The organism is Psychroserpens luteolus, assembly GCF_021032705.1.
Classification (GTDB): Bacteria; Bacteroidota; Bacteroidia; order Flavobacteriales; family Flavobacteriaceae; genus Psychroserpens; species Psychroserpens luteolus.
The window spans coordinates 398,367-423,101 of sequence record NZ_JAHVXI010000003.1; the positions used below are offsets into that span (position 1 = coordinate 398,367).

Sequence of the window (24,735 nt, forward strand, 5' to 3'; positions counted from 1 at the left end):
TTGATTGGTTTCAATTCGCTTTTTTTATAAGTGCTTTATTGATCTTTTTTATCAGCTTAGGGCCTTCGTAAATAAAGCCAGTATAAACTTGCACTAGATCTGCTCCAGCGGCTATCTTTTCTAGCGCATCTTCAGCAGAATGAATACCTCCCACTCCAATTATTGGAAACGATTTATTGCTTTTATCTGCCAAATATTTTATAACTCTGGTTGATTTTGATTTTATAGGTTGACCGCTCAATCCGCCATTTCCAATTTCTGCAAGTTGCTCTTTAGTAGCCTTTAAATCTGTTCTATCTGTTGATGTATTACTTGAGATTACGCCATCCAAATTGGTTTCATTTACCAATTCTACAATTTCATCGAGTTGATTATTATTTAAATCTGGAGCAATCTTTAATAAAATTGGTTTTTGTTTTTCAAAGTTGGCATTCGCTTTTTGTACTTCGGAAATGAGCTCTAAAAGGTAATCTTTATCATTTAGCTTGGCATGGCTTCCTACATTTGGACAACTCACATTAAGAACGAAGTAATCAACATAAGGATGCAATCCATTAAAACATTCGAGGTAATCCTTGGTATAATCTTCAGGTTTGGTATCTGTATTCTTACCAATGTTCCCGCCAATAATAAGCCTACCTTTATTCTTCTTTAATTGTGTAATAGCAGCTTCCAATCCTTCATTATTGAAGCCCATTCTATTGATAATTCCCTTGTCGTCTTTTAATCGAAAAAGTCGTTTTTTAGGGTTACCCACTTGCCCTCTTGGTGTAACTGTTCCTATTTCAATAAAACCAAAGCCAAAGTTAGCCAGCTCATTATACAATACAGCATTCTTATCAAAACCAGCAGCTAAACCAACAGGGTTTTTAAATGTTAGTCCAAATAATTCACGCTCTAAAGTAGAATCATTAACCACATATAGGCTTCTAAATAAAGCACTCATACCTGGGATTTTTGAAAAATTCCGAATTAATGAAAATGTAAAATAGTGAACTTTTTCTGGGTCAAAAGAAAATAATAGTGGTCTTAGCAGAAGCTTATACATAGGAAATCTTTTCTAGTGCAAAAATACTACAGATTTTGAATATAATCGCTAACTTTCGCTTGATTAATTATTCAACGATATTTAATCACAATGTAAACTTGTAAAAGAAAAGAAATTAAGCGTTATGATTACCAAAGAAGACATTACAAAACGTTTTATTAGTTATGTTACTGTAGATACCGAATCTGACCCAAAAAGTGATACAACTCCAAGTACAGAAAAACAGTGGGACTTGGCAAATGCATTAGTTGAAGAGCTAAAAGCTATTGGAATGAAAGATGTTAGCATTGATACTAACGCCTACATCATGGCAACTTTACCTAGTAATGTTGATCATGACGTTCCAACTATTGGATTTATCTCTCATTTTGACACATCTCCAGATTTTACAGGCGCAAATGTAAAACCTCGTGTTATAGAAAATTATGACGGTAAAGCTATTACGCTTAATGACGATCAGAATATTATTCTATCTCCAGATTATTTTGAAGATTTATTATTGTACAAAGGTCAAACATTGATTGTTACAGACGGAACGACACTTTTAGGTGCCGATGATAAAGCTGGAATTACCGAAATAGTTTCGGCTATGGAATACCTTATCAACCACCCGGAAATTAAGCATGGAGATATTAAAGTTGGGTTTACACCAGATGAAGAAATTGGTCGTGGCGCACATAAATTTGATGTTGAGAAATTTGGAGCCGATTGGGCCTATACCATGGATGGTAGTCAGATTGGTGAATTAGAGTATGAGAACTTTAATGCTGCTGGAGCAGAAGTGACCATTAAAGGTAAAATTGTTCATCCTGGTTATGCTAAAGGAAAAATGATAAACTCGATGTACATCGCAACTGAGTTTATCAACTCTTTACCTCGAATGGAAACACCAGAACATACTGAAGGCTATCAAGGCTTTTTTCATTTGCATCATATCGAAGGTAAAGTTGAGGAAACCACATTGCAATACATCATACGTGATCACGATAAAGACCATTTTGAAGCTCGTAAAGAAGTTATGGTAAAACTTACCAATGATATCAACTCACAATATGGACGAGAAGTCATAACCATAGATATTAAAGATCAATATTTTAATATGAAAGAAAAGGTTGTCCCTGTAATGCATATTGTAGATATTGCCGAAGAAGCGATGAAACAGCTTGGTATTGAACCATTGATCAAGCCCATTAGAGGTGGTACTGATGGTTCACAATTGAGCTATATGGGATTGCCTTGCCCTAATATCTTTGCTGGTGGTCATAATTTCCATGGTCGTTATGAATACGTTCCTGTAGAAAGTATGATAAAGGCTACCGAAGTAATTTGTAAGATTGTAGAGCTAACAGCATTAAAAAATCAGTAGTATGATACATATCAAGTCCATTTTAGCTATAGCCTTATTACTAATAGTTAACAAACTAAATTCACAGGAATTTTCATCTCAAGTACAACGATTTATTACTGTTGATGATTCAAGCTATGCAATCACCAATGTTACTATTATTGATGGTACTGGAAATGCAACCAAAACCAATCAAACTATAATTATCAACAACAATAAAATAGAAGCTATTGGTAATTCAAATAATATAGAGTTATTTGGAGGAATTAAAACAATAGATGGGAGCAATAAAACTATTATTCCAGGCTTAATAATGCTACACGAACATATGTTTTATACGAAGCCATTTGAAAATTGGTTTAGTGTGGGACAAATGACCTTTACCTTCCCTCGCCTCTATTTGGCTGGTGGTGTTACAACTATGAGAACTGGTGGAAGTATTCAACCACAAACCGATTTAAACGTTATGAAATGGATTAATGAAGGAAAAATGACAGGTCCAAATATGTTTGTTACTGGACCTTTCATTGAACGCGAAGGCCCTAAAGTTCCAGAGTTAGGTTTTATTAATAACGCTGAAGAAGTCGCCTTTTTGGTCAATTACTGGGCAGATAAAGGAGTGACCTCATTTAAAGTTTATAATAATATTACTAAAGAGGATTTAGAAATTTGCGTTACGGAAGCTCATAAACGCGGACTTAAAGTCACTGGGCATTTATGTTCCCTTACTTATGCCGAAGCCTCAGAAATTGGCATAGATAACCTTGAACATGGTTTTATGGCATCTAGTGATTTTTCAACAGATAAAGTCGAAGATTTATGTGATCCATATAGCGCGAGACAGGGTCTGGCAAGTCAAGATGTAAACGGAAAAGCAATTAATGAGCTCATCGATTTACTAATTAAAAACAAGACAGTAATTACCACTACTCCCAATGTATTTGAGCCTTATACAGATAGAGAAATTGTTCCTGGCGGAGGTTTAGATGCTTTAATTCCTCAAATACAAGAGCGTTTAAAAGCCAATTATGAACGTAGTCAAGGGCGAGATGCAAATAGCATTGCACTTTTTAATAAGAATCTAACTTGGGTCAAACGCTTTTATGACAAAGGTGGTTTTTTAGTTGCTGGAACAGATCCAACTGGAGCTGGACGAACTGTTGCTGGTTATGCCAATCAACGTACTGTGGAGATATTGGTAGAAGCTGGTTTCACAGTTGAAGAAGCCATAAAAATATGTACGCTGAATGGCGCTGTCTTTTTAAACATTAATAAAAATACAGGAACCATAGAAAAAGGAAAAACTGCAGATTTCATTTTAATAAATGGTAATTTAAATGACAACATCAAAAACATTAGAAACATGGAAACTGTATTCAAAAATGGTGTTGGTTTCGATTCTAAAAAACTTTTTGAATCTGTCAAAGGACAGGTTGGCTTGAATTAATCAATTGATCAAATTATTGTATCTTGATTTGATATGAACACAGCACAATTAGTAAATATCTGGTTTGAGAAATGGAATACTGGTGATTTTCAAAACTTGCCAATTACGGATAGCTTTGAGCACACTAGTCCTTTTGGGATTGTAAAAGGGAAACAAGTATACATTAATTTGGTGCACGAGAACAAGGATAAATTTTTAGGCTATGTGTTCGACATACATGATGTTATTTATATGGTAGATAGTGCTTGCGTGCGCTATACGGCTAAACAAGGAAATGACTTTTCTTTAGACGTAAGTGAATGGTATTATTTTAAAAACAACCTTATAGATAAAGTATTTGCGTATTACCATATTGGAGATATTCGAGAGGAAAGATCTTATAAAAATTAAATATTATGAAAAAAATATATTCTGTAGAAGAGTACATAGAGGAAAATCCCCATTACGCAGAAGAACTTTCTATATTGCGACGCATTATCAATTCCACAGAACTTGAAGAAACAGTAAAATGGAGCATGCCTACCTATTGTCTAAACGGAAAGAATGTTTTAGGCATTGGCGCCTTTAAAAACCACTTCTGTTTGTGGTTTCATCAAGGTGTATTTTTAAAAGACGAGCATGACTTACTCATCAATGCTCAGGAGAATAAAACCAAAGCTTTACGGCAAATGCGTTTTGATTCTAAGTCAGACATTAATAAAGATGCAGTATTGACCTACGTCAAAGAAGCCATTGAAAATCAACGCTTAGGTAGAGAAATAAAACCTGTTCGTAAAGCGAAGGAAGTCATTATTCCTCCAGAATTACAAGAGGCTCTAAAAGGAAATTCTGAATTCGATACTAGCTTTAAAGCATTAACTCCTGGAAAGCAACGTGAATATTGTGAGTATATAGTTGAAGCCAAAAGAGAAGCCACTAAACAATCTCGGCTAGAAAAAATAATGCCAATGATCATTCAGGGTGTTGGACTTCATGACAAGTATAAAAACTGCTAAATACAGTGCAAAAAAAACTCCGAAAGTAACTTTCGGAGTTTTTTATGAATATTATTATATTCTATTTTGTTGTCGCTGGAGCATTTAACTTTCTACTTATTTCCATAGAAATTGCAGAACGTTCAAATTTTATTTTTCCAGCTAGTGTTTCAATTACACAGCTATTGTCTTTATCATTGATATCAACTATTTTACCGTGCATTCCACTCTTAGTTACAACTTTATCACCTCTTTTTAATGCTGCGGCAAACGCTTTTTCTTGTTTTGCTCTTTTCATTTGCGGTGCGATCATAAAGAAATACACCACAGCAAACATTAAAATAAAAGGTAGAAAATCTCCAATTGATCCCATAAATTATTTTCCTACAGGTTTAATTGCAGCTGAACCAGCTTTTTTGTTTGCAGCATTTGGATCTGGTTGTACAAAAGCTTTAATTTTAACTACTTCAGAACCTTTTTCAGTATTTGTAGTTAACGTAATAGATTTTTGTACTTGGTTAGTTCCTTTTCCGTTGAATTTTACAGTAAACTCAGCAGACTCTCCTGGAGCTAAAGGATCTCTGTTCCAATCTGAAGGTACAGTACATCCACAAGTACTCTTAATATTACTAACAACTAAAGGTGTTTTTCCTGTGTTAGTGTATTTAAATTTTGTTTCAACTGCAGTACCATTTACGATTGTACCAAAGTCATGTTCAGTTTCGTCAAAAGATATTACTGGATAATCTTGAGATTTTGCATCTCTCTCTGCAGCCGATGCTACATTGTCAGAATTAATCTTTGCTGTTGCATCTTCTTTACAAGATGTGAAAGCCACTAAACATAATGCGCTTAACGCTAAAATTGCTTTTTTCATTGCTATGATTTTTAAATTATTGTTGATTCGAGAAGCCAAATGTACTAATTATTTCATCTAATTAAAATTTTTAGTGCATTTTCAAAGAAAACATTAACAGTCTATAGCCTATAAAACCTAGAAACTTAGAGTAAACCTCTTCCTATTTTATTTAATTTTCCTTCAGCTGTGTATTCTTTTATGATTTTATCTAAAATACCATTAATAAAGTTACTACTCTTTGGTGTTGAATATTCTTTAGCAATTTCCAAATACTCATTAATAGTTACTTTTATTGGTATTGATGGAAATTTTTGAAACTCACAAATAGCCATTTGCATTAAAAGAGTGTCTATTTGAGTGATACGCTCTGCATCCCAATTTTTTGTTTTTAATGCTATTTCATCACTAAAAGTTCCTTGATTCAATATTGTTTTCTTAAGTAAATCAACACCAAAATCTCTGTCTTCCAAATCCTTGAATAATTTAGGTGTAAAGAATTTCCCTTCGGAAGACACTTTAACTTTCTTAAACAATTTTAGAATGGAGGTATTTACAACTGGCAAATCATCTAGCCATGTAATTCGTTTATCTTCAAAGTAATCATACAATTTATCGTTAGGTGCAATGATTTCGGTAAATATATCAATAACAAAATTTTTATCCTCTTTAAAAGTAGACGTCTTTGTAGACATATAATCTTTATAAATATCGCTTTCTAAAATGGCTTTAAAAATGACATCGATATATTCAAAATCTAAATACCAAGGATTTTCTTTTTGATCTTCTAAATGCGCTTGTAACGCTTCATTAGAATTGAGCAACTCTAACACTTCATTATTGACAAACTTAGCATTAGGATTCTTCTCTTCTTGTGTAGCTAAAAACTTTTTTTGTGATTTCTCTAATCTGTCCTTAGACTTTTTATGCACTTCAGCCAATAATGCTAATTGGGCCAAAAACAGGTCATACATACTATCTAGACTTTTAAGCAGAAAATTTTCATAGGTTTTGATATTATCACTCTCACTTCCTTTTGAAGCGTAAAGCGTTTGCATAACCTTGATACGAATGTGACGTCTATTTAACATGTTTCCAAAGAGCTAATAATTAACAAAGCGAAAGATTACTGTCTTTCGCTTTGCAAAAATACTATTATTTTAAAGGTATAAAAATATTTAAATGGGGATTTAGGTTATTTTCCCTGTTCTTTTTTTCTTGTTTCTATACGTTCTTTTGCAATCTTTAATGCAGAAACATTTGTAGTCACGTTATTTTGTTTCGCTCCTTCAAAAATTTCTAAAGTCGTATTATAGATATTTTCTGTTTTACGAATAATTTCCTGTTTTCCGTAATTTTCTAATTCTGCATAAACATTAATAATACCACCAGCATTAATTAAGAAATCTGGCGCATATAGAATACCTCTGTCTTGAAGCATTCTTCCATGTTTTGACTCGTCTGCTAATTGATTATTTGCTGCTCCTGCAATAATATCAGCACGTAGTTTATTAATCGTATCATCATTAATTGTTGCTCCAAGAGCACAAGGTGCATAAATATCCATAGATTCACTATAAATATCATTTCCCTTATAAATGGCAACATTATATTTTGAACTAACCTCTTCTAAACGCTCTTGATTAATATCAGCAATTGTAACATTAGCACCTTCGTTTGTTAAATGTTCAACCAATGATTCTCCAACATGACCAATCCCTTGAACAAATACAGACTTATCTTCAAGTATATCACTTCCATATTTAAATTTAGCAGCAGCTTTCATTCCCATAAAGACACCATAAGCTGTGATAGGTGAAGGGTTTCCAGCACCTCCTTTACTTTCAGAAATACCTGTAACATAAGGCGTCACTTCTCTAACTGTATCCATATCAGCTGTAGTCATTCCAACATCTTCAGCAGTAATATATCGTCCACTCAAAGAATGTACAAATTCACCAAATTTCCGCATTAATTCTGGTGTCTTTTGTGTTTTTGCATCTCCAATAATGACTGCCTTACCTCCTCCTAGATTAAGTCCAGTTATTGCCGATTTAAACGTCATACCTCGAGACAATCTTAGTACATCATTAAGAGCTTCCCATTCATTATTATAAGTCCACATTCTTGTTCCTCCTAATGCAGGTCCCAAAACTGTATTGTGTATACCAATTATTGCTTTTAATCCAGTATCTTTGTCGTTGCAAAACACGATTTGTTCATGATTATCAAAAGATAATTGCCCAAAAACTGGATCTATTTTTGAAAGTTCCTTAGAACTGATAAGGTCTGATGTCATTTGAATTTAGATTAAGTCTATTTTACATTATACATAAAATAGCGTGCAAAAATAACTCAATATTGGAGTATTAGCAAAAATTAATACGTTAAAATGTCAAATTGCTAAAAATCAAGCCTCAAAATAGTAAATGAAAGAACTAAAACATATTAATAAGTATTTCTACAAGTATAGAAGCCGACTCCTATTAGGTATTCTAATAACAATTGGCGCAAAAATATTTGCATTGTTTATGCCTAGATTTATAGGTAAGGCGATTACCGTTATTTCTAAAGCAAATAAAGAAGAGATTTCAGAAGTTGTTTTTAGAGAACAACTGGCTTTAAATATTCTATATATCATTGGTGCTGCTATTATCACTGGAATATTTACATTTTTAATGCGTCAAACCATCATTAATGTGTCACGATATATTGAATATGATTTAAAGAATGAGATCTATAAACAATACCAAAATCTATCATTAAATTTTTATAAGGCTAATAGAACTGGTGATTTGATGAATCGAATTAGTGAAGATGTTGGAAAAGTTCGTATGTATTGCGGACCGGCTATCATGTATACTATCAATACTATTACGCTGTTCATTGTTGCATTAATCTATATGCTAAGTGTTGCTCCTAAATTGACGCTTTATACGGTATTGCCTCTTCCAATTTTGTCGTTTATTATTTACAAGTTGAGCAGAGTTATTAATAAACGTAGTCGTATTGTTCAAGAATATTTATCACATTTATCTACGTATACGCAAGAATCATTTAGCGGAATTTCGGTAATCAAATCCTATGGTATAGAAAAAGATAATTTTGATGAGTTCAATAAACTCTCAGAAGAGAGTAAACAGAAGCAAATTGATCTTACCAAAGTACAAGCCTTATTTTTTCCTTCTATGATATTACTCATTGGTGTGAGTAATATTCTAGTCGCCTATATTGGTGGTATGCAATACATTAATGGAGAAATTGAAGAAATTGGAACTATTGCAGAGTTTTTGATCTATGTAAATATGTTAACATGGCCTGTTGCTACTGTAGGTTGGGTAACTAACTTAGTGCAGCAAGCAGAAGCCTCTCAAAAGCGTATCAATGAGTTTTTAAAGCAAGAACCCGAAATCAAAAACAATAATGACACGCCATCTGAAATTAATGGAGTTATCGATTTCGATAAGGTAACCTACATCTACCCAGATACTAACATTAAAGCACTTGATGAAGTGAGTTTCTCTCTCAAAAAAGGAGAAACTTTAGCTATACTTGGCAAAACAGGCTCTGGAAAATCAACAATTCTAGATTTAATTGGAAGGCTTTATGACACTCAAGAAGGTCAAATTTCTATAGATGGCACACCAATAGATCAAATTCATTTAAAAAGTTTGCGCGATCATATTGGATATGTTCCACAGGATGCCTTTTTATTTTCTGATACCATTGAAAACAATATTAAATTTGGGAATGAAGATGCCACTGAACAAGAAATAGTCACTGCTGCTAAATATGCCGATGTGCACAAAAATATATTAAACTTTAACGACGGTTATCAAACAAAATTAGGTGAACGGGGTATTACCTTATCTGGTGGACAAAAGCAACGTATCTCTATTGCGAGAGCTATTATCAAAACCCCAGAGATCATGTTATTTGATGATTGTCTATCGGCTGTCGATACTGAAACTGAAGAAAAAATACTAACCAGTCTTCGTGAAATTTCCCAAGGAAAAACAACTATAATCGTAAGTCATCGTGTGTCATCTGCTAAGGATGCAGATAAGATTATTGTATTAGAAGATGGTAAAATCATTCAAGATGGAACTCACGAATCATTAGTAAACACAGATGGTTACTACAAAGAGCTTTACTTAAAACAACTCAGTACAAAAGAATTATAATTTTTGTTGTTTACTAACCTTTTTTTTTAGATTTTTGATGCACAATCAAACAAAAAAATAAAAAAAATAGCTATGAGTGATCACGGAATGATGGAAAAAGAGGAAATATTTTCAAAAGTATTGCGAGCAGGAAGAAGAACCTACTTTTTTGATGTTCGAGCAACTAAAGCTGGAGATTATTACCTTACCATCACAGAAAGTAAAAAATTTACTAACGACGACGGATCGTTTCACTACAAAAAACACAAAATCTATTTGTATAAAGAAGATTTTTCTGAATTCAATGAGATTTTAAGAGAAATGACCGATTACATAATCGCGGAAAAGGGAGATGAAGTGATTAGTGAACGTCATCAAAAAGATTTTAAGAAAGAAGACTATTCATCAAATACTAATGATGACATAGCTAAAGATGAAGAATCTACTTCAGATTCAGAATCTGCTGAAAAGTTTACAGACATCAATTTTGAAGACATCTAAATCCCATTTTTGTTAAATTATACTAAACCGCTATTCTAAGACTAGCGGTTTTTTTATTTTTATAATCTAATCTAAACCATAATATGAGACTAACTATCCTCCTACTCGTATTAAGCTGCTTTCAGCTTAATGCACAATCTAAACCTGATCTATCATATTACCTTCCGCAAAACACATCATACAACCAAAGTATTCCAACACCAGAATCTGTTATAGGTCACCAAGTTGGAGAATGGCATATTACACATGATAAGTTGGTACAGTATATGCGCGCACTAGCAGCAGCGTCTGATAGAATTAGTATTGAAGACAGAGGAACAACATTTGAAGGTCGACCACTACTTCTACTAACAATAACATCACCTACAAATCACAACAACCTTGAAACGATTAGACAAACGCATATAGCATCTACCGAAAACAATACCGTAGACACCAATAACATGCCAATTGTTATTTATCAAGGCTTTTCAATTCATGGTAATGAAGCCAGTGGTTCTAATGCCTCAATGCTGGCAGCTTACCATTTAGCTGCTGCCCAAAGTAATGATGTTAAAGATCTATTGGATAATGCCGTTATTTTATTTGATCCTTCGTTGAATCCTGATGGACTGCAACGTTTTGCTTATTGGGCAAATACGAATAAAAGTAACAACTTAAATCCAGATCCAAACGATAGAGAATATCGCGAAGTGTGGCCTGGTGGACGAACCAATCACTACTGGTTTGATATGAATCGAGACTGGCTACCTGTTCAGTTGCCAGAATCTCGTGCGCGAATAGCGAGCTTTCATAAATGGTTACCAAATATTCTGACCGATCATCATGAAATGGGAACCAATGCCAGTTTCTTTTTCCAACCCGGAATTCCATCGCGTACACACCCTTTGACACCTAAATTAAACCAAGAGCTAACAAAGAGTATAGGTAATTATCACGCCAAAGCGTTTGATAAAATAGGATCACTGTATTACACCGAAGAAAGCTTTGACGATTTTTACTATGGAAAAGGATCTACCTTCCCAGATATAAATGGAGGTATTGGAATCTTATTTGAGCAAGCCAGTTCTCGTGGGCATATCCAAGAAAGCGCAAACGGTATACTAACCTTTCCTTTTACAATCAGAAATCAATTAACTGCTGCATTATCTACACTCGAAGCGGGAAAAAATATGAGACAAGAAATCCTTCAATACCAGCACGATTTTTATAAGAATGCAAGAAAAGAAGCGTCTAAAGAAAATGGAAAAGGAATTGTTTTTGGAGACGAAAAGGATGCAGCTAAAACCTATCATCTCGCCGAAATATTAAAACGTCACAGTATTGGTTTTCATGAGATAAAGAGTGATTTCACGACCAATGGTAAGCGTTTTAAAAAAGGCTATGCCTATATCATTCCAAAGAATCAAAAAAATACGCGTTTGATCAACGCAATGTTTGAAAAACGCACCAAATTTCAAGATAGCTTGTTTTACGATGTTTCTGCTTGGACATTTCCACTCGCATTTGGATTGGATTATGCTGAAGGGGTTTCTACTTCAAACGCCGGAGCTCAAGTAAAAGAACTTAACATGCGTTCTGGAGTTGTTTCAGCAAAAAGCAATTACGCTTATCTCATGGAATGGCATGAATATTATTCACCAAAGGCTTTAAACAAAATTTTAGAAAGTGGGCTACGTGCTAAAGTAGGTATGAAGCAATTTTCAATGAATGGAAAAACCTATGACTACGGAACCATATTGATTCCTATTCAAAATCAAAAGAAATCTGCCGATCAACTCTACAGTTTCCTTCAAAAAGTTGCTACAGATTGCCATATCAATATTGATGCTGTAAATACTGGATTAACTGAAGGTATTGACTTGGGAAGTAATCAATTTAGAGCATTAACACAACCTAAAGTAGCCATCATTGTTGGTGATGGTATTCGTAGTTATGATGCTGGTGAAATATGGCATTTATTTGATCAACGTTACGACATGCGCTTGACCAAACTCGATACAAGATCATTAAGTCGTGTGAACCTTAGTAGATATAATACAATCATTTTACCAAGTGGTTCGGTGAGTGCTACTAAACAATTAAAGGAATGGGTTCAAAACGGAGGCACACTCATTGGATACCGAAGTGCATTAAACTGGTTAAAGCGAAATGAATTTATCAAATTGGATTTTAAAAAGATGGAACGCCAAGCTACAGATATTTCTTTTGAACAACGCGGTAATTTTAATGGTGCTCAGGTTGTTGGAGGTGCAATTTTTGAAGCTGAACAAGATCGCTCTCATCCTATAAATTTTGGCTATAAAAATGATAGAATAGCCTTATTTAGAAATAACACTATGTTCATGAAAGCTGATAAGCAGAGTTATAACAATCCGATAAGATACACTAAAACACCTTTATTAAGTGGTTATATCTCAAAACCTAACTTAGATAGTTTGTCATTGACCGTTCCGTTTAAAGTCAATCGATTAGGTGGTGGTAATGTTGTTGTGTTTACAGACAATACTAATTTTAGAGCATTTTGGTATGGCACAAATAAACTTATGATGAATGCTATATTCTTTAGAGAAGAATTATAACTTAACTGAAAGCAAGGCCAGAACAATTACAATGATTACATATAATAGCGCTATTTGAAACTGAAATACTAAAGATAGTATCAACATAACGACAAGAACAAAAATTGGTACTAAGGATATGGCGATAGCAAACCGGAACGTAGAAGTGAACTCTATTTCAGTAATTTTTGGCTGAGCTACCTTTTTCCAGATTATATATGGTATAAAGAGACTAATAATCAATAATATCTTAGATAAAAGTTGTATTAGATTTGGTTTTACAGTTTCAACCTTTATACAAGTTTTAAAATCACTTTCAATACATCTATTGACATCCTCTGGCTTAGTAAAGTCTACATTTAAATCTTCAAGCGTTTTTAGTGTTGTCGCGTAATTTTCACTAGGAATATGCGTAGTAAGCTGGCTTAATTGTTCAAAAACAGTGGACTTGAGTTCTAAAACATTTTTGTTTTTTTCTGTAATAATATCAGAATCGATTACTGTGATATTTCCGAAGTTAATCAAGGTAGAATCTGCAAATTGAGTGGCATTCTGAAAATTTAATCCAACAGGAACTAAATGAATTTTGGTATTAGGATACTGCTCTAGTGTTTCAAAAATAATACGTGTAAACCCTTTACTTAAAGGTCGAACAGTTCGTTTTAGATTATGACTACCCTCTGGAAAAATAACAATAGCATGCTTATTACTTAGCAATTTAGAGCTCTTGGAAAACACTGAGTTGTTCTTCGTCAAATTAGACCAACCGTCTCTAATACGATACACAGGAAGCATCAATAAGCTTTTTAGTATCACACTCACAATTGGTTTACTAAACACACTTGCTCGTGTTAAAAAATATGAGAATCGACCATTCTTGGTGGCAATAAGTAAAGCATCTAACAACGCATTTTGATGATTTCCTAAAAACAAAATAGCCTCATTTTTTGGGATACGATCAGCATACTTCACTTCTATTTTCTTAAAATAAAAAAAGAGGCCTAGACGCAAATATGCTCTCATACTATATAACCATAATTGCTTCATGCTTTAACAACTTTAGAAGGTTTATAACTCCAAAAAAATGAAATTGCCAATCCTGAGATGATATGCCAAATACCCCAAAAAGCAGCCATTATAGCCATTCCTCCCAATCCATCAAAGAATGTAAAAATGAGTAACAATCCTAAACCAGAATTTTGAATACCAGTTTCAATGGCTAATGTTTTTTGATCCTGAAAAGACAACTTAAACACTCTAGCTGTAAAGAACCCAAGTAATATAGCTAGAAAATTATGAGCAATTCCAATAAATAACACATGATGAATATAAGTATTGAACACATCCATATTTTTCGAAAAGGCAATGACAACTATACTTACAAATACAACAATAGAAATTGGCTTCAAAAGTTTAGAAAGTTTATCAGCTATGGTTTTGTTCTTATGTCTTACAAACATCCCTATTAACAATGGAATACCTAAAATCAACAGGACTAGTTTCACAAGTTCAAAAGGTTGTAATTCTACACTTTTGAGTAGCTGTGCTGTAGGTTCATATAAGTTTCCATATAACTGAAAGTTTATAGGCGTAATTATCATTGCCAATAAGGTTCCAAAAGCTGTCAAACTAACAGATAAAGCCGTATTTCCATTGGCCAAATGGGTCATGAAGTTGGAAATATTTCCGCCAGGGCATGCCGCAACCATAATCATTCCAAGTGCTATACTCGGTTGCGGTTTAATAAGTATGATAACTAAAAAAGTAAGTAAAGGCAGTAGTATAAATTGCGCTAAAACACCAACCAATACTAGTTTAGGTTGTTTAAATAAAGACTTAAAATCATGTATTGAAATTCCTAAAGCCACACCAAACATGACAATCGCCAATGCAATGTTCAATACCCAAAGTCCGTTACTATCAAAGTTAATTTTTACGTTATCTAATTGCTCCATATATTATGACACTGTTGATCCGTTTTTTACTTTAATTTGCGGATTTAAAAGTATCACATCCTTTCCATCTACAGCACCAAGTACCAGACATTCGCTCATAAATTTTGCGATTTGCTTTTTCGGAAAATTCACTACAGCAACAATTTGTTTATGTAATAGATCCTCCTTTTCATAACGTGTAGTTATTTGGGCCGAAGACGTCTTAACTCCCAAATCTCCAAAATCGATCTTAAGTTGATATGCTGGATGACGAGCTTCAGGAAAATCATTCACTTCGACAATGGTTCCAATGCGCAAATCTACCTTTGTAAAGTCTTCGAAAGTTATTATATTATCCATTCCTTAAACATACAAATTAATCTTAACATTTGCATTATGGCATTAACACCTTCAAACATGTTGCCTTTAGGTACAATAGCGCCAAATTTTGAATTGGTAAATACAGTTGATAACACATTAGTCACTTTAGAAAAAGCTAAAGGACTTAATGGCACAATTATCATGTTTATTTGTAACCATTGTCCATTTGTAAAGCACGTTAATGAAGAATTATCAAAACTGGCAAAAGATTACATTTCAAAAGGCATAAACTGCATAGCTATATCAAGCAACGACGTTGATAACTATCCAGAAGATGCACCACATTTGATGACTCAGAATGCTATTGAACATGACTTCATCTTTCCATATCTATACGATCAAACTCAACAAGTTGCCAAAGCTTATGATGCGGCTTGTACTCCAGATTTTTATGTTTTCAACAATAATCTGAAACTAGTCTATAGAGGTCAGCTTGATGATTCAAGACCTGGTAATGGAAAACCAGTAACTGGAAAGGATTTGAGAAACACATTAGATCTCTTACTTGAAAATCGTCCCATTTCCGAAGTACAAAAACCAAGTATCGGCTGTAATATCAAGTGGAAATAGACTGCCTTTTGCCAATCTTACGTTAAAGAAAAACTAAAAACAACTCTTGCGCTGATAGACTTCATTATATTTGGTTTTAGCTAACTATTTTATAATGAAAACAAGATTACATTTATTCTTATTATTACTCTTTTCTTCATCGCTAATCATAGCGCAACAACCGAAAAAACCTACTGCTTCAGACATTCACGAATCTATAAAAAAACTTAATTTTTTAGGATCAGTATTATATGTTGCTGCGCATCCAGATGATGAAAACACACGTTTAATTTCTTACATGTCTAACGAAGTTAAAGCCAGAACAGCCTATTTATCATTAACACGTGGTGATGGAGGTCAAAATCTTATTGGCCCAGAAATTAGAGAGCTTTTAGGAGTTATTAGAACACAAGAACTTCTAGCGGCTCGACGTACAGATGGTGGTGAGCAATTATTTACAAGAGCTAATGATTTTGGATACTCAAAACATCCAGATGAAACGCTAGCTATATGGAATAAAGAGCAGGTACTGAATGATGTTGTGCTAGCTATTAGAAAATTTAAACCTGACGTGATCATCAATCGTTTCAATCACAGAACTCCAGGAACTACGCATGGTCATCATACGAGCTCGGCGATGTTAAGTATTGAGGCTTTTGATCTAGTTGGTGATAAAAATGCGTATTCAAATCAATTATCAACGGTAGACACATGGCAGCCGAAGCGCTTGTTTTTTAATACAGGATGGTGGTTCTACGGAAGTCGTGAGAACTTTGAAAAAGCTGATAAAAGTGATTTAATTCAAGTTGATACTGGTGTTTACTTTCCTAGTAACGGATTAAGTAATCCTGAAATTGCTGCGCTAAGTAGAAGTCAGCATAAATCTCAAGGCTTTGGAAGTACTGGACGTCGCGGTTCACAAATTGAATACATAGAATTAATAAAAGGTGATTTACCTACAGATAAAAGTAATGTATTTGAAGGTATTGATACGTCATGGAATAGAATTGAAGGTGGTAAAGCAATTGGAGAGATTTTATATGAGGTTCAAAACAATTTTGATTTTAAGAACCCTTCTGCGTCAATACCACAATTAGCTAGAGCTTATAATGCAATACAAGGTTTAAAAGATACACACTGGAAAACGCTAAAAACTAAAGAAATTAAAGACATTATTGCTGCATGTGCTGGATTATATCTTGAAGTTACTGCAAACACTAATCACACCACAGCAGGAGCAACAGTGAATTTGAATCTTGAGGTCATTAACAGAAGTAATGCCAATATCACATTATTAAATATTACAGATCCTAACGGATTAATGATAGATAAGAATTTAAAATTAGACAATAATACTGGTTTTGATTTCAAGGAAACATTAGAGATCAGTGACAGTCAAATTGTGTCTACACCATATTGGCTCACTAAAAAAGGAAGTTTAGGGATGTACATGGTTGAAGACAAAAACCTCATTGGAAAACCTGAAACACCAAGAGCATTAAATGTAACCTTTAATCTCAATATCGAAAATGTAGCAATTCCATTTACTAAACCCATCGTCTACAAAACCAATGATCCTGTAAAAGGCGAAGTTTACAAACCATTTGAAATCATTCCTGAAGCTTCAGCAAAAATTTCAGAGAAAGTAATTATTCTAGATACTGATAAGCAACGAGACATCGAAGTTATTGTACAAGCTGGACGAGATAATTTAGAAGGTTTTGTGCAAATAGCTCATCCAAATAATTGGAGTGTTTATCCAGAAAAACAAAAAGTAAATATTACCAACAAAGGTCAAGAGCAGCGCCTAGTATTTACAGTGATTCCTCCTAAAGAACAAAGTGAAGGCTTACTAACACCTATGGTACATATTGGAGATAAGACCTATACTAAAGAACTCATTGAAATTGATTACGACCATATCCCATTTCAAACTGTTTTACTTCCAAGTGAGAGTAAAATTGTACGATTAGATATTCAAAAACGAGGAGAAAATATTGGTTATATTGAAGGTGCTGGTGATGTTGTTCCAGAAAGTTTAAGACAAATAGGTTATAATGTTGCCATTTTAAAACCAGAGGACATTACTCAAGACAATTTAAAGCGTTTTGATGCTATAGTTGTTGGAATTAGAGCTTATAACACAATTGAAGCCTTAAATTTTAAACAACAAATCCTCTTTGACTATGTTGCTCAAGGCGGAAATATGGTTGTTCAATACAATACGCGACATCGTGTTAAAGTTGATCAAATTGCACCTTTTGATCTTAAATTATCACGAGATAGAGTGACTGATGAAAATGCAGATGTTAAACTACTTGCAACAGATCATGAAGTATTAAATTTTCCAAATAAAATTACCTCAAAAGACTTTGACGGTTGGACCCAAGAACGCGGGCTCTATTTTCCAAATGAATGGTCAAGTGAGTTTACGCCTATTCTATCTATGAGCGATAATGGTGAAACTCAAAAAACAGGAAGTTTGCTTGTTGCTGCTCATGGAAAAGGTCATTACGTTTATACAGGACTTAGCTTCTTCAGGGAGTTTCCTGCAGGTGTTTCGGGTGCATATCGCTTATTCGCAAATATGTTGTCTTTAGGAAAAAACAATATCAATACTGATAAAAAATTTAACGATTAAATATGGATCACAAGTCACCACAAAAGCAACCTTGGCTTAAATCATATACACTTGTCCTTGTTGCAAACTTTATTTACATCGTTTTGTTCTACCTCTTAATGAAAGTCTTTTAAATTATGCAAAAATTAGATTGGATAGATTGGTTAGTATTGATCATTACTTTATTAACTATAGTAGGCTATGGTACTTGGAAGACCAGAGGTAGTAAAAACGTTCAAGATTATGTACGTGGTGGAAACACCTCAAAATGGTGGACGATAGGGTTATCTGTAATGGCTACTCAAGCTAGCGCAATAACATTTTTATCTACAACTGGTCAAGCGTTTTCTGATGGAATGGGATTTGTACAATTCTATTTTGGATTACCGATAGCAATGGTAATTATTTGCCTTGTTTTTATTCCACTATACCATCGCTTAAAGGTATATACAGCATATGAGTTTTTAGAAAATCGATTTGATTTAAAAACTAGAAGTCTTACTGCGATTCTCTTTTTAGTTCAACGAGGTTTAGCTGCAGGAATTACGATTTTTGCTCCTGCTATAATTTTATCGGTTGTTTTAGGATGGAATATTATAACCCTTAACATCATTATTGGTGTTCTGGTTATCATTTATACAGTATCTGGTGGTACCAAAGCTGTTACAGTAACTCAAAAGCAACAAATGTTTGTCATTTTTGCAGGAATGTTAGCTGCTCTTTTTATTATTCTAAATTTAATTCCAAAAGATGTTTCGTTTACTAGTGCATTGGATATTGCTGGAGCTAGTGGTCGTATGGAAGTTTTAGACTTTTCTTTTGATTTAGAGAATAGATATACGGTTTGGACAGGTTTAATTGGTGGTACATTCTTAATGCTATCTTATTTTGGTACAGATCAAAGTCAGGTGCAACGTTATCTCTCTGGAAAATCTATGAAAGAAATGCAAATGGGGCTTATTTTTAATGGTCTATTAAAAGTACCTATGCAGTTTTTTATATTATTAGTAGGTGTAATGGTATTTGTGTTTTATCAGTTTAACCAGGCGCCTTTAAATTTTATTGATGCCTCTACAGAAACGGTTTTAGCCTCTCAATATTCCGAAGACTATAAACAGCTCCAACTAAAACAAAATAACGTATTTGAGAAGAAAAAAGAATTGAGTATAGCCTTATCAAAAAATGAAAATGACGGGAAACTCAAGAAAGAACTATTCTACCTAGATAGTATAGAAAAAAATAATCGACTAGAATCTAAATACTTAATAAAGCGAGCGATTGATACAGCTTATGCCAACAAGTATGACCAACTAAGTCTAGAGTTAAGCAAGTTAAATAAGGACAACGATTTATATTCTGGTAAAAAAGCAGAACTGACAGAGCTTTATAAAGCTTCGGCCAAAGACACAAAAACGAATGATAGAGATTACATGTTTATTACCTTTATTTTAAGGTATCTACCTAAAGGACTTATTGGTTTATTACTTGCAGTTATCTTATCTGCGGCAATGTCTTCAACGGCATCTGAGGTTAACGCTCTTGCTACAATCACATCGATAGATTTATATAGCAGAAATTTGAAAGAAGAGAAAGACGAAGCCCATATGGTAAAAGCAACTAAATTCTTCACATTAATTTGGGGACTTGTAGCCATTGTAATTGCTTGTTTTGCTAATCTTGCCGAAAATTTAATCCAACTGGTAAATATTATAGGCTCCATTTTCTATGGTAATGTTTTGGGTATTTTCCTATTGGCTTTCTTTTTTAAATTTGTAAAAGCCAACGCCGTTTTTACTGCTGCCATAATTACCCAAGTCATAGTTATTATTGGTTGGTGGTTTGATTGGATGCCTTATTTATGGCTTAATCTATTTGGATGTATATTAGTAATGCTCATTGCATTTGTTACCCAACTATCTTCGCCAAACAAAACGTCATAACATAAAAAAAGCACAACTTAATTGCTGTGCTTTTTTTATGTTATGAATACTATTTGATTACATAGCTCCCCATTCTTTAAGAGACTCCATGTTTTGCTTTACATAGTTTTCGTTACCAGCTTCTTTGGCTGCTGCCATAGACTCTTTAGCTAATTTAATAGCACCATTCTTATCTCCTGCAGCGGCATAGATCAACGACTGTTGTCTCACTTGCCAGAATCCAGGTTTCTCGATCATAGACATCGCTTTATCAATCCACTTTTTAGCCTTATTCACATCTTTTCCTGCATTTAAATAGTATACAGCCGATGCGTAATAATCATTAGCACTTGGTCCAGCCATTACTTTATCAATTGCAGCAGAAACTGTTTTATCTGTAGGTACTGTAAAAGGAATACCAACATATGACTTTTCCCAGATGATATCAATAGTTCCTCCTGTAGCAGAAATATTATTAATATCGATTGTCATCGTTTCTACATTAAATGGAATAGCGTGCACATCTACTTTTGCAGTTGCAGCAACTTTACTGTCGTCCCAGTTTCTTGGTGTTCCCCAGTTATTAGTGTCGCTGTAGAACATAACATCCCATTGCGTAGCAGAATTCAATTTAGTGAACATAGCATAAGAACCTGCTTTTACATCTTGACCAGCAATGGTAACATCATCACTAAACGTAATAATCGTATTCTTGTTAGCTCCTGTTCTCCAAACACCTCCAAAAGGTTCTAAATCTCCAAATATTGTTCTTCCTTTAACACTCGGACGAGAATATTCGATAGTAATATCAGTAAGGCCTACCTTCTGCTCCACTTTTGAAAATGGACTAGGTTGAGGCGTTTCAATTTGTGCGTAAGTTGTGAAAGTCATAGCAAACACTGCACATGCTAGAAATAATTTTTTCATTTGTATTAGTATTTAATGATTAGTTTTAAATTTCACGTAAATTTACAAACAAGCTGAGCCTTTGTTTGTTAAGAAAACCTTAAATTAAAACGGGGTCTTCGAGTATTTAATGATATGAAAAAATATTACGCAGAAATCATCGGAACTTTTGCTATGGTCTTTTGTGGTTGTGGCGCTATGACCGTAAACGAAATTACTAATGGAAGTATTTCACATGCTGGAGTTGCAATAACTTGGGGATTAATAGTCATGAGCATGATCTATGCCTTTGGAGAAATATCGGGAGCTCATTTTAATCCTGCTGTTACCTTCGGATTTGCTTATGCAAAAAAATTCCCTTGGAATGAAGTCCCCAAATATATTCTAGCTCAAACCATTGGCGCTTTTCTTGCTTGTTTCATTCTTTGGTTCTTATTTCCCGAAAGCGAAACATTAGGTAGTACATTACCAGCCGAAAATTTCGAAGCATACAAAGCATTCATACTAGAAATATTACTCACATTCTTCTTGATGGTTGTCATCATAAATGTATCAACCGGAAGTAAAGAGATTGGTACTATGGCAGCTATAGCAGTAGGAAGCGTGATTTTATTAGAAGCTATGTTTGCAGGACCTATGACCAAAGCATCCATGAACCCAATACGTTCACTAGCACCTGCTGTAGTATCTGGAAACTTGCAGCACCTGTGGTTATATCTTACAGCTCCTTTTATTGGAGCTTTTCTGGCTGTTGTGAGTTGCGCTCTTGTAAAAGAGGATAATTGTTGCTAGCCTAAATACTGATAATGTCTTGTTAAATTATGTTTAACTTTTAATTTTAATGATTAAACATTTTGTATCTTTACAGTACAATTTAACAGTCATGGCAAAAAAGAAAACGATTACAAAAAACAACATCATTTCGATGTATATGGACTATGTTTTAGAACATAATCAACAACCCAATACAGTATACGCTTTTACTAAGGCCAATAACTTCGAAGAGCAAAAATTCTATGATCACTTTGGATCTTTTGATGCATTGGAAAAAGATGTATTTAATGCGTTCTTTCACAATACGATTAACGTTTTAGAAAAAAGTGAAGACTACCAAACCTTCGATGCTCGACATAAACTATTAAGCTTTTATTTTACCTTCTTTGAAAATCTTACGGCTAATAGAAGCTACGTAAAATATGCCTTAGATCGTCACAAAAATAGCCTTAAAGGCTTGAGCTTACTTTCTGAATTAAAGGGCGCTTTTACAAATTATATTGAACATCTTGGAATTGAACTTATCGAAATTAAACAAGAGCAAATTGATCGAATTCAACGTCGCGGACTTAAAGAATCTGCTTGGTTGCAGCTACTGCTAACTATGAAATTTTGGATTGATGACACTTCAGCTGGTTTTGAAAAAACAGATATTTTTATAGAAAAATCGGTAAATACGAGCTTTGATGTCTTAGACATTGCTCCACTCAAAAGCTTGATAGACTTTGGAAAATTTATTTTCAAAGAAAAAATTCACATGAACTAATCTGTTCTTTATGAAAACTATAGACAAAATACCTACATCTAAAATACAACGAGCATCAAAACTAGTATCAACAGGTGCTAAAGTTGGTGTTAATTATCTCAAATACTATGGAGATAAACTGACAAAATCTGAAACTGAAGCCAAAGAACGACTCAATCAAAACAATGCAGAAGATATTTATGATGGCTTAAAACAGCTCAAAGGAAGTGCACTTAAAGTAGCGCAAATGCTAAGTATGGAAAAAAGTATTTTACCTCAAGCTTATGTTGAGAAATTTTCATTAGCTCAATTTTCAGTACCACCATTATCACCTCCATTAGTATTAAAAACATTTAAAAAATACTTTGGTAAACTACCAAACGACATATATGATACCTTTAACGCAACTTCTGTGAATGCTGCAAGTATAGGACAAGTCCATATTGCAGAAAAAAATGGGAAAAAACTTGCTGTGAAAATCCAATATCCAGGAGTTGCTGAAAGTATCGCTTCAGATCTTGCAATGGTTAAACCCATAGCTATGAGTATGTTCAACATTAAAGGAAAAGATTCTGATAAGTACTTCAAAGAAGTTGAAGGTAAATTAATTGAAGAAACAAATTACATTCTAGAAGTTGAACAGAGTAAAGAAATTGCTCAAAAATGCGCTCATATACCAAACCTTTTGTTTCCTCAATATTATGAAGACCTGTCTTCTGAGCGTATCATTACCATGGATTATATGATTGGTGAACACCTTTCTGAATTTTCAGCTCATAACACAAATCAAGAGTTTTCCAATCAATTAGGTCAAGCACTTTGGGACTTTTACATGTTCCAAATTCATAAGTTAAAGAAAGTACATGCCGACCCTCATCCAGGAAATTTCCTGGTGTCTAAGGACGGACAACTTATTGCTCTTGATTTTGGTTGTATGAAATCTATTCCTGAAGAGTTTTATGTTCCTTATTTTGAACTAGCCGAAAGAGAGAACATTAATAACCGTGAGTACTTTGTTGAAAAATTATATCAACTCGAAATATTGAGAACAGATGATAGCCCTAAAGAAATAGCCTTCTTTACAGAGATGTTTCATGAAATGCTAAGTTTATTTACACAACCGTTCCATTCAGAAACTTTCGATTTCTCTGATGGCGAATTCTTCGGAAAAATTGCCGAATTGGGTGAACGCTATTCAAAAAGTACAGAATTAAGAAAAATGAATGGTAATCGTGGATCTAAACATTTTATTTATATCAATAGAACATTCTTTGGTTTATACAATCTTATGTTTGACTTAAAAGCAAAAGACATAAAAATCAATAATTTCAATACTTTGTAAAGGCTTATAAGCTTAATGAACACAACTTGTATAATTTCTTTTTTTCCAAACTTTAACTTTTTGCAAATCAACAATTTACACTACTATAAACAAAACCTATAGTAATATGTTAAATTTTTGTTTAATAATATCTAAAAAACTTTAAACATTTTGTATTTTTGATTTGTATCAAAATTTTAAAAGTTGATTTTAGATTCTACACATTTTAATAAAGAGCACAAAAAAATCATTATTGATTTGATTGGTAAACCTTTTTCATTTTTTGAGGTTCTCAAAATGAAAGGGATAGGATCTAAACGCATGATTATTGAAGATGCGAGTCCGAATATGACTCAATACCTAAACAAGGTTTCTGACATTAATTATGCTAACATAGAAATGCGATCGCATGGTATATTGATTTATATTAATAAAGGGCTTAAAAACTTTACTTGGGTTATCCCTTATTATCAACTGGTGATATACAAAACAAATGGAACTAGCATTCATGCTCAAGGAAAGTATATTCATTTCAGAAATAATAAAACCTTTAAAGAGAACAAACAGTTTTTTGATAAACTTTTACAAGCAAAAGTGAATTACGATGAACAATTTAATTTTCAGTTTTAAGTGTATGGTATTATATATGATAACGACTGAAAGAATTACGCACAACTCGATTTCAAAATGA

Annotated in this window: 23 protein-coding genes; 14 read left to right on the forward strand and 9 right to left on the reverse strand. The window is 33.5% G+C overall.

The window, feature by feature from the left end; genetic code table 11:
* Window positions 1–10 precede the first annotated feature (10 nt).
* Complete coding sequence (locus tag KWG70_RS10720; RefSeq protein WP_230936019.1) at window positions 11–1,048, reverse strand: quinone-dependent dihydroorotate dehydrogenase; 1,038 nt, start codon at window positions 1,046–1,048, stop codon at window positions 11–13.
* A 124-nt stretch (window positions 1,049–1,172) separates the two neighbouring features.
* Here KWG70_RS10720 and pepT point away from each other — a divergent pair, with 124 nt between their 5' ends.
* Genes pepT through KWG70_RS10740 form a run of 4 tightly spaced genes read left to right on the forward strand, consistent with a single transcriptional unit; the run spans window position 1,173 to window position 4,835 of the window.
* The gene (gene pepT / locus KWG70_RS10725) at window positions 1,173–2,414 is read left to right on the forward strand and encodes a peptidase T (protein WP_230936020.1); all 1,242 of its coding nucleotides are present in this window, start codon (window positions 1,173–1,175) and stop codon (window positions 2,412–2,414) included.
* A gap of 1 nt (window position 2,415) precedes the next feature.
* Window positions 2,416–3,840 carry an amidohydrolase family protein gene (locus KWG70_RS10730; protein ID WP_230936021.1) on the forward strand — a complete coding sequence of 475 codons (1,425 nt, stop codon included), beginning with the start codon at window positions 2,416–2,418 and terminating at the stop codon, window positions 3,838–3,840.
* A 33-nt stretch (window positions 3,841–3,873) separates the two neighbouring features.
* Window positions 3,874–4,230, forward strand: a complete 357-nt coding sequence (locus tag KWG70_RS10735; protein WP_230936022.1) for a nuclear transport factor 2 family protein — start codon at window positions 3,874–3,876, stop codon at window positions 4,228–4,230.
* Between the two features lie 5 nt (window positions 4,231–4,235).
* Window positions 4,236–4,835, forward strand: a complete 600-nt coding sequence (locus KWG70_RS10740) for a YdeI/OmpD-associated family protein (protein WP_230936023.1) — start codon at window positions 4,236–4,238, stop codon at window positions 4,833–4,835.
* Between the two features lie 61 nt (window positions 4,836–4,896).
* Here KWG70_RS10740 and yajC read toward each other — a convergent pair whose 3' ends face one another.
* The 4 genes from yajC to KWG70_RS10760 form a co-directional block, all read right to left on the reverse strand.
* Window positions 4,897–5,187, reverse strand: a complete 291-nt coding sequence (gene yajC / locus KWG70_RS10745; protein WP_230936024.1) for a preprotein translocase subunit YajC — start codon at window positions 5,185–5,187, stop codon at window positions 4,897–4,899.
* Window positions 5,188–5,190: 3 nt separating this feature from the next.
* Window positions 5,191–5,691 (reverse strand): DUF1573 domain-containing protein, encoded by a 501-nt coding sequence (locus KWG70_RS10750; protein ID WP_230936025.1) that lies wholly within the window; start codon window positions 5,689–5,691, stop codon window positions 5,191–5,193.
* A gap of 125 nt (window positions 5,692–5,816) precedes the next feature.
* Window positions 5,817–6,728, reverse strand: a complete 912-nt coding sequence (gene nusB, locus KWG70_RS10755) for a transcription antitermination factor NusB (RefSeq protein ID WP_230936026.1) — start codon at window positions 6,726–6,728, stop codon at window positions 5,817–5,819.
* Window positions 6,729–6,865: 137 nt separating this feature from the next.
* Window positions 6,866–7,969 carry a Glu/Leu/Phe/Val family dehydrogenase gene (locus KWG70_RS10760; RefSeq protein WP_230936027.1) on the reverse strand — a complete coding sequence of 368 codons (1,104 nt, stop codon included), beginning with the start codon at window positions 7,967–7,969 and terminating at the stop codon, window positions 6,866–6,868.
* Window positions 7,970–8,099: 130 nt separating this feature from the next.
* Here KWG70_RS10760 and KWG70_RS10765 point away from each other — a divergent pair, with 130 nt between their 5' ends.
* The 3 genes from KWG70_RS10765 to KWG70_RS10775 all read left to right on the forward strand — a co-directional run bounded on the left by KWG70_RS10765 (window position 8,100) and on the right by KWG70_RS10775 (window position 12,916).
* Entirely contained in the window at window positions 8,100–9,854 is a 1,755-nt protein-coding gene (locus tag KWG70_RS10765) for an ABC transporter ATP-binding protein (RefSeq protein WP_230936028.1), read from the forward strand.
* 72 nt (window positions 9,855–9,926) lie between these two features.
* Window positions 9,927–10,334, forward strand: coding sequence for a PUR family DNA/RNA-binding protein (locus tag KWG70_RS10770; RefSeq protein ID WP_230936029.1), 408 nt, complete (start codon window positions 9,927–9,929; stop codon window positions 10,332–10,334).
* 83 nt (window positions 10,335–10,417) lie between these two features.
* Window positions 10,418–12,916, forward strand: a complete 2,499-nt coding sequence (locus KWG70_RS10775; RefSeq protein WP_230936030.1) for a M14 family metallopeptidase — start codon at window positions 10,418–10,420, stop codon at window positions 12,914–12,916.
* Here KWG70_RS10775 and KWG70_RS10780 read toward each other — a convergent pair.
* From KWG70_RS10780 to KWG70_RS10790, 3 genes are read right to left on the reverse strand one after another with little or no spacing between them, the layout of a single operon-like run.
* Window positions 12,911–13,942, reverse strand: a complete 1,032-nt coding sequence (locus KWG70_RS10780) for a 1-acyl-sn-glycerol-3-phosphate acyltransferase (RefSeq protein WP_230936031.1) — start codon at window positions 13,940–13,942, stop codon at window positions 12,911–12,913. The two genes, KWG70_RS10775 and KWG70_RS10780, sit on opposite strands and share 6 nt — an antisense overlap.
* The gene (locus KWG70_RS10785; RefSeq protein WP_230936032.1) at window positions 13,939–14,850 is read right to left on the reverse strand and encodes a bile acid:sodium symporter family protein; all 912 of its coding nucleotides are present in this window, start codon (window positions 14,848–14,850) and stop codon (window positions 13,939–13,941) included. The genes KWG70_RS10780 and KWG70_RS10785 overlap by 4 nt, the downstream gene beginning before the upstream one ends.
* Before the next feature lie 3 nt (window positions 14,851–14,853).
* Window positions 14,854–15,189, reverse strand: a complete 336-nt coding sequence (locus KWG70_RS10790) for a tRNA-binding protein (protein WP_230936033.1) — start codon at window positions 15,187–15,189, stop codon at window positions 14,854–14,856.
* A gap of 36 nt (window positions 15,190–15,225) precedes the next feature.
* Here KWG70_RS10790 and KWG70_RS10795 point away from each other — a divergent pair, with 36 nt between their 5' ends.
* The 3 genes from KWG70_RS10795 (at window position 15,226) to KWG70_RS10805 (ending at window position 20,319) form a co-directional block, all read left to right on the forward strand.
* Complete coding sequence (locus KWG70_RS10795) at window positions 15,226–15,780, forward strand: thioredoxin family protein (protein ID WP_230936034.1); 555 nt, start codon at window positions 15,226–15,228, stop codon at window positions 15,778–15,780.
* A 94-nt stretch (window positions 15,781–15,874) separates the two neighbouring features.
* On the forward strand, window positions 15,875–18,400 hold the full coding sequence (locus KWG70_RS10800) for a PIG-L family deacetylase (RefSeq protein WP_230936035.1): 2,526 nt from the start codon (window positions 15,875–15,877) through the stop codon (window positions 18,398–18,400).
* A gap of 116 nt (window positions 18,401–18,516) precedes the next feature.
* Window positions 18,517–20,319 (forward strand): sodium:solute symporter, encoded by a 1,803-nt coding sequence (locus tag KWG70_RS10805; protein WP_230936036.1) that lies wholly within the window; start codon window positions 18,517–18,519, stop codon window positions 20,317–20,319.
* Window positions 20,320–20,376: 57 nt separating this feature from the next.
* Here the strand turns inward: KWG70_RS10805 and KWG70_RS10810 are convergent, their stop codons facing one another.
* Entirely contained in the window at window positions 20,377–21,225 is an 849-nt protein-coding gene (locus KWG70_RS10810) for a DUF2911 domain-containing protein (protein WP_230936037.1), read from the reverse strand.
* 114 nt (window positions 21,226–21,339) lie between these two features.
* Between KWG70_RS10810 and KWG70_RS10815 the strand changes: the two genes are divergently transcribed.
* The 4 genes from KWG70_RS10815 to KWG70_RS10830 all read left to right on the forward strand — a co-directional run bounded on the left by KWG70_RS10815 (window position 21,340) and on the right by KWG70_RS10830 (window position 24,674).
* Complete coding sequence (locus KWG70_RS10815; protein WP_230936038.1) at window positions 21,340–21,996, forward strand: MIP/aquaporin family protein; 657 nt, start codon at window positions 21,340–21,342, stop codon at window positions 21,994–21,996.
* A 91-nt stretch (window positions 21,997–22,087) separates the two neighbouring features.
* Window positions 22,088–22,744, forward strand: coding sequence for a TetR family transcriptional regulator C-terminal domain-containing protein (locus KWG70_RS10820; RefSeq protein WP_230936039.1), 657 nt, complete (start codon window positions 22,088–22,090; stop codon window positions 22,742–22,744).
* A 10-nt stretch (window positions 22,745–22,754) separates the two neighbouring features.
* Window positions 22,755–24,065: an ABC1 kinase family protein gene (locus KWG70_RS10825; RefSeq protein WP_230936040.1), complete on the forward strand. Its 1,311-nt coding sequence runs from the start codon at window positions 22,755–22,757 to the stop codon at window positions 24,063–24,065.
* 183 nt (window positions 24,066–24,248) lie between these two features.
* Window positions 24,249–24,674: a hypothetical protein gene (locus KWG70_RS10830; protein WP_230936041.1), complete on the forward strand. Its 426-nt coding sequence runs from the start codon at window positions 24,249–24,251 to the stop codon at window positions 24,672–24,674.
* Window positions 24,675–24,735 lie beyond the last annotated feature (61 nt).

Bases quoted from the DNA above. Each gene is read 5' to 3' on its own strand.
- KWG70_RS10720 (WP_230936019.1), bottom strand. From the start codon at position 1,048: ATGTATAAGCTTCTGCTAAGACCACTATTATTTTCTTTTGACCCAGAA.
- pepT (WP_230936020.1), top strand. From the start codon at position 1,173: ATGATTACCAAAGAAGACATTACAAAACGTTTTATTAGTTATGTTACT.
- KWG70_RS10730 (WP_230936021.1), top strand. From the start codon at position 2,416: ATGATACATATCAAGTCCATTTTAGCTATAGCCTTATTACTAATAGTT.
- KWG70_RS10735 (WP_230936022.1), top strand. From the start codon at position 3,874: ATGAACACAGCACAATTAGTAAATATCTGGTTTGAGAAATGGAATACT.
- KWG70_RS10740 (WP_230936023.1), top strand. From the start codon at position 4,236: ATGAAAAAAATATATTCTGTAGAAGAGTACATAGAGGAAAATCCCCAT.
- yajC (WP_230936024.1), bottom strand. From the start codon at position 5,187: ATGGGATCAATTGGAGATTTTCTACCTTTTATTTTAATGTTTGCTGTG.
- KWG70_RS10750 (WP_230936025.1), bottom strand. From the start codon at position 5,691: ATGAAAAAAGCAATTTTAGCGTTAAGCGCATTATGTTTAGTGGCTTTC.
- nusB (WP_230936026.1), bottom strand. From the start codon at position 6,728: ATGCAAACGCTTTACGCTTCAAAAGGAAGTGAGAGTGATAATATCAAA.
- KWG70_RS10760 (WP_230936027.1), bottom strand. From the start codon at position 7,969: ATGACATCAGACCTTATCAGTTCTAAGGAACTTTCAAAAATAGATCCA.
- KWG70_RS10765 (WP_230936028.1), top strand. From the start codon at position 8,100: ATGAAAGAACTAAAACATATTAATAAGTATTTCTACAAGTATAGAAGC.
- KWG70_RS10770 (WP_230936029.1), top strand. From the start codon at position 9,927: ATGAGTGATCACGGAATGATGGAAAAAGAGGAAATATTTTCAAAAGTA.
- KWG70_RS10775 (WP_230936030.1), top strand. From the start codon at position 10,418: ATGAGACTAACTATCCTCCTACTCGTATTAAGCTGCTTTCAGCTTAAT.
- KWG70_RS10780 (WP_230936031.1), bottom strand. From the start codon at position 13,942: ATGAAGCAATTATGGTTATATAGTATGAGAGCATATTTGCGTCTAGGC.
- KWG70_RS10785 (WP_230936032.1), bottom strand. From the start codon at position 14,850: ATGGAGCAATTAGATAACGTAAAAATTAACTTTGATAGTAACGGACTT.
- KWG70_RS10790 (WP_230936033.1), bottom strand. From the start codon at position 15,189: ATGGATAATATAATAACTTTCGAAGACTTTACAAAGGTAGATTTGCGC.
- KWG70_RS10795 (WP_230936034.1), top strand. From the start codon at position 15,226: ATGGCATTAACACCTTCAAACATGTTGCCTTTAGGTACAATAGCGCCA.
- KWG70_RS10800 (WP_230936035.1), top strand. From the start codon at position 15,875: ATGAAAACAAGATTACATTTATTCTTATTATTACTCTTTTCTTCATCG.
- KWG70_RS10805 (WP_230936036.1), top strand. From the start codon at position 18,517: ATGCAAAAATTAGATTGGATAGATTGGTTAGTATTGATCATTACTTTA.
- KWG70_RS10810 (WP_230936037.1), bottom strand. From the start codon at position 21,225: ATGAAAAAATTATTTCTAGCATGTGCAGTGTTTGCTATGACTTTCACA.
- KWG70_RS10815 (WP_230936038.1), top strand. From the start codon at position 21,340: ATGAAAAAATATTACGCAGAAATCATCGGAACTTTTGCTATGGTCTTT.
- KWG70_RS10820 (WP_230936039.1), top strand. From the start codon at position 22,088: ATGGCAAAAAAGAAAACGATTACAAAAAACAACATCATTTCGATGTAT.
- KWG70_RS10825 (WP_230936040.1), top strand. From the start codon at position 22,755: ATGAAAACTATAGACAAAATACCTACATCTAAAATACAACGAGCATCA.